At 38.7% G+C, this 3033-nt stretch carries 4 protein-coding genes; 1 reads left to right on the forward strand and 3 read right to left on the reverse strand.

Going from position 1 to position 3033, the window contains the following annotated elements; translation table 11 throughout:
* Together AOQ32_RS07750 and AOQ32_RS07760 are read right to left on the reverse strand one after the other, a co-directional pair.
* The coding region (locus tag AOQ32_RS07750; protein ID WP_059394323.1) for a Rha family transcriptional regulator at positions 1–561 on the reverse strand (561 nt) is incomplete at its 3' end.
* 356 nt (positions 562–917) lie between these two features.
* Positions 918–1112, reverse strand: a complete 195-nt coding sequence (locus AOQ32_RS07760; RefSeq protein WP_059394325.1) for a helix-turn-helix domain-containing protein — start codon at positions 1110–1112, stop codon at positions 918–920.
* A 141-nt stretch (positions 1113–1253) separates the two neighbouring features.
* On the opposite strand from AOQ32_RS07760, the gene AOQ32_RS07765 reads away from it, so the two are divergent.
* Entirely contained in the window at positions 1254–1823 is a 570-nt protein-coding gene (locus AOQ32_RS07765; protein WP_148666534.1) for a helix-turn-helix domain-containing protein, read from the forward strand.
* Positions 1824–2364: 541 nt separating this feature from the next.
* Here the strand turns inward: AOQ32_RS07765 and AOQ32_RS07770 are convergent.
* Positions 2365–2955, reverse strand: coding sequence for a hypothetical protein (locus tag AOQ32_RS07770; protein WP_059394327.1), 591 nt, complete (start codon positions 2953–2955; stop codon positions 2365–2367).
* Between the last annotated feature and the right edge of the window lie 78 nt (positions 2956–3033).

A 3033-nucleotide genomic window follows, 5' to 3' on the forward strand; every position in this document is an offset into this window, starting at 1 on the left:
TAGAAGATATAAGGCAATGTGTTGCTTAGCTCGTTCTAGCCGTTCTTTTTGGTCATTATCTAGCGCCTCTTCTGGCTTATTGACTCCTTTAGCCTTCTTCAGTTGCTTAGGTGTCATCCCCGTGGCGTACTTATAGGCTAGTTGGTGGTAGTTGCTATAAGCGTGCGGGTCGTTAGGCAACTCTGCCTTGATCGTGTCGGCCAAATCAATGTTTGCCCGCTTGTTAAGCTCTCGGCTTAGTTTAGCTTGGTCTAGTTCCTGCTTCAAATTGTAGAAGGCCTTGACCAATGCCTTTTTAAACTCTTTTACCTGCGGTGTATTGTCTAACAGCGTGATTAAGAATGTTGCCTGTTGCTCGTTGAGTTGATACACCTTTTTAGGTCGTCCCCGTCCTGGTATTTTAGCGATTTCAAATCGCAAAATTCCAAACTCATTTAGGTCATCTTGATTATCTCTAATCAAATCGCTAACAGACCTATATTTATTACCCGTATGTTCTGCAATCACTTCCGCTGTCGTATAAGGTTCTTCCTTCAAACCCTTGTAATAAACCAGTTCCATGTATTCCCTCCGTTGGTATCCTGTCTCCTTCTTACTTTTCGTTAGTTCCTAAGTAATAGCCAACCTCTACGCCACCAAGACCCACAACGGCCACAGTGACAAGCGTTGTCAATATATTCCAAACTTCCATGTCATCCCCCTTAGTGCCATTCTTTAATGGCCTTGCTAATCTCGTCACGGTCGTAAACTGTGCCGTACCCTGTGACGTGTGCCCTCACTCGCCCAGCGTTCACTAAATGGCGCTTGAACGTGTTAGACGAACACCCGGCATATTTGGCCGAGTCCTTTAAATTCAGCCACCTAGGCCACTCTGTGACCGTCTGCGTTGTTTGTTCCATGTTCTGTTCCTTACCTCCTTATAACTTTTGATATAACCACTCATTAAGTGCGTTATAAGTCTTATCCGTCACGTATTCGCCTGTACCGTTTAACACTCGATACAAGGTAAATCGTGACAAGTTTGTCTGTTCTGCTAGGTCACTCACTTTTAAATTAAGTTCACCCCGTTGTCTCTTGATGGCCTTGGCCATGTTGTTACTAATCACTGGCATTATTTGCCTCCCTTTATATTTCGCAACTATTTGTACCAATATAGTAGCACATAAACAGAAACTGTCAACTATTTGCACTATTATTTATTTTTTATAATATGTTATGTTGCTTTTTATGTCACTTTGACTATAATTTGTGTTATGGATATACATAACAATTTACAAAAAATAAGGAAGCAAAAAAAAGTTTCACAAGAGGAGTTGGCCAAACTGGCCGGGGTTTCTCGTCAAACTATTTCTTTATATGAGCGTGGCAAAAGAGAGCCGAGAATGGCAACTTGGAAGAAATTTTCTGATTTTTTTGGCGTTGATGTCGGCTATTTACAAGGCTTAACCAATTTTAAAAATGAGGATGAGGCTTTTTTGTCTTTTATGGATAAAAATGAGTTTGATAGTGAGAAAGAAGAAGAGCTACTAAAAAATATTGATTGGCAAATAATGATGTTGGCAAGTTTTTATGATGATTTTTTTGATTCCATAGCTAAAAACATTGATGATGATTTTCTTGAAAAATTAGACGTGATGCAAAAAAGAAGACTGGCATTCTTCACTTTAGGCATGATAAAAACCGCTGGGATTTTTTCGGCAACAAATAATAAGAAAACAAATAAATATTTGTCTGATATTGCTAGATTTAATTTGCAAGAGGAAAATAACTTAAACATGTTTAACGACTATAAAAAGTTTGATGCTCTAAATGATGACAAATAAAAAAAGCGCCTTGGCTGTATGTGCCTTGGTGCTTTTTATATTGGGGATGTACACAATTACTACTTTTATCACTGCACCTCTTTACAAAAAGGGTGCAAAGACAAAATAGGCAAATGTGGCTATGTGGCAACGTTTATCACTACACCCTATTTATAGTTTTTGTAAAGAATGCAAGAGTTATACAAAATGCACCTCTTTTGAAAAAGGGTGCAAACTCTAAACAACTATAAACGCCTATATAACGCTATTTATCACTGCACCCCTTTTGGACTTTTTCGATAAAATGCAGGGGTTATAAAAAATGCACCTATTTACGAAAAGGGTGCAGAGCCAAAAAGAGCATATAGCCTTACATACCAGCGCTTGCTACTGCACCCCTTTTTGGGTTTTCGTAAAGAATGCAAGGGTTTATAGGAAGTAGCAACTAGTGCAAAAATTGCACATACCACTACCCTATTTTGGGGATGTGGTTTGTGACTTTTTAGGTGTGACCTTTTGTGACCTTTTGTGACCTTTTGTGACCTTTTTAGGTGTGACCGTTTTAATCTTTTTCATACACCTTTTTACCATGTACTCTTATTGCTTCCGACCATTGCGCTTTAATGGCCTTGTCATGCGCTTCCTTTCTCTTTCCGTAAAGTTCATATAGATTGCTTAATTGTCGTCCTATGCTACATATTTCGTCCATTTTTTTGTAATAGGTCGTCCAGTGCATCCCCTTTGGCCGTTTTGGTGTTATATACATTCTATAGGCTAGGTCACAGGCTAATAAATGGCCTAATCCCAAGTAACTGTTATATAGAACGGGGTCTAATTTATTAATAAGATTTAGCTGTTTATCGTGTAATGCCATAATTTTAGTGAAAGTGTGACGTCTGGCTTTATTATCTTGCCCAGCATAATACAACCCCGCACATACTCGGCATATCACTGCCCGCCCTACTTGATATAGTGCGCCTTTTCGTTTCTCACAGTAAGGACAAATAAACCAATACCGTACACCGCCATAATTAGGTTTAGTAGTTGCTAAAGCTATCTTGTGACCCTGCCAGTTCACACCATTAGCACGGGGATGTTCTCTAAAGTTTAATTGTTGGATATTTAATTTTGGATAGCTTGTGACCTTTTGCATTGCAACCCTCAATTTATGTCTAAAACAATAGTCAAATTTTGTGACCTTGTTGCACACTTTTTAAAGCTCTTTAGTCTA

It is taken from the genome of Fructobacillus tropaeoli, assembly GCF_001047135.2.
Lineage (GTDB): Bacteria > Bacillota > Bacilli > Lactobacillales > Lactobacillaceae > Fructobacillus > Fructobacillus tropaeoli.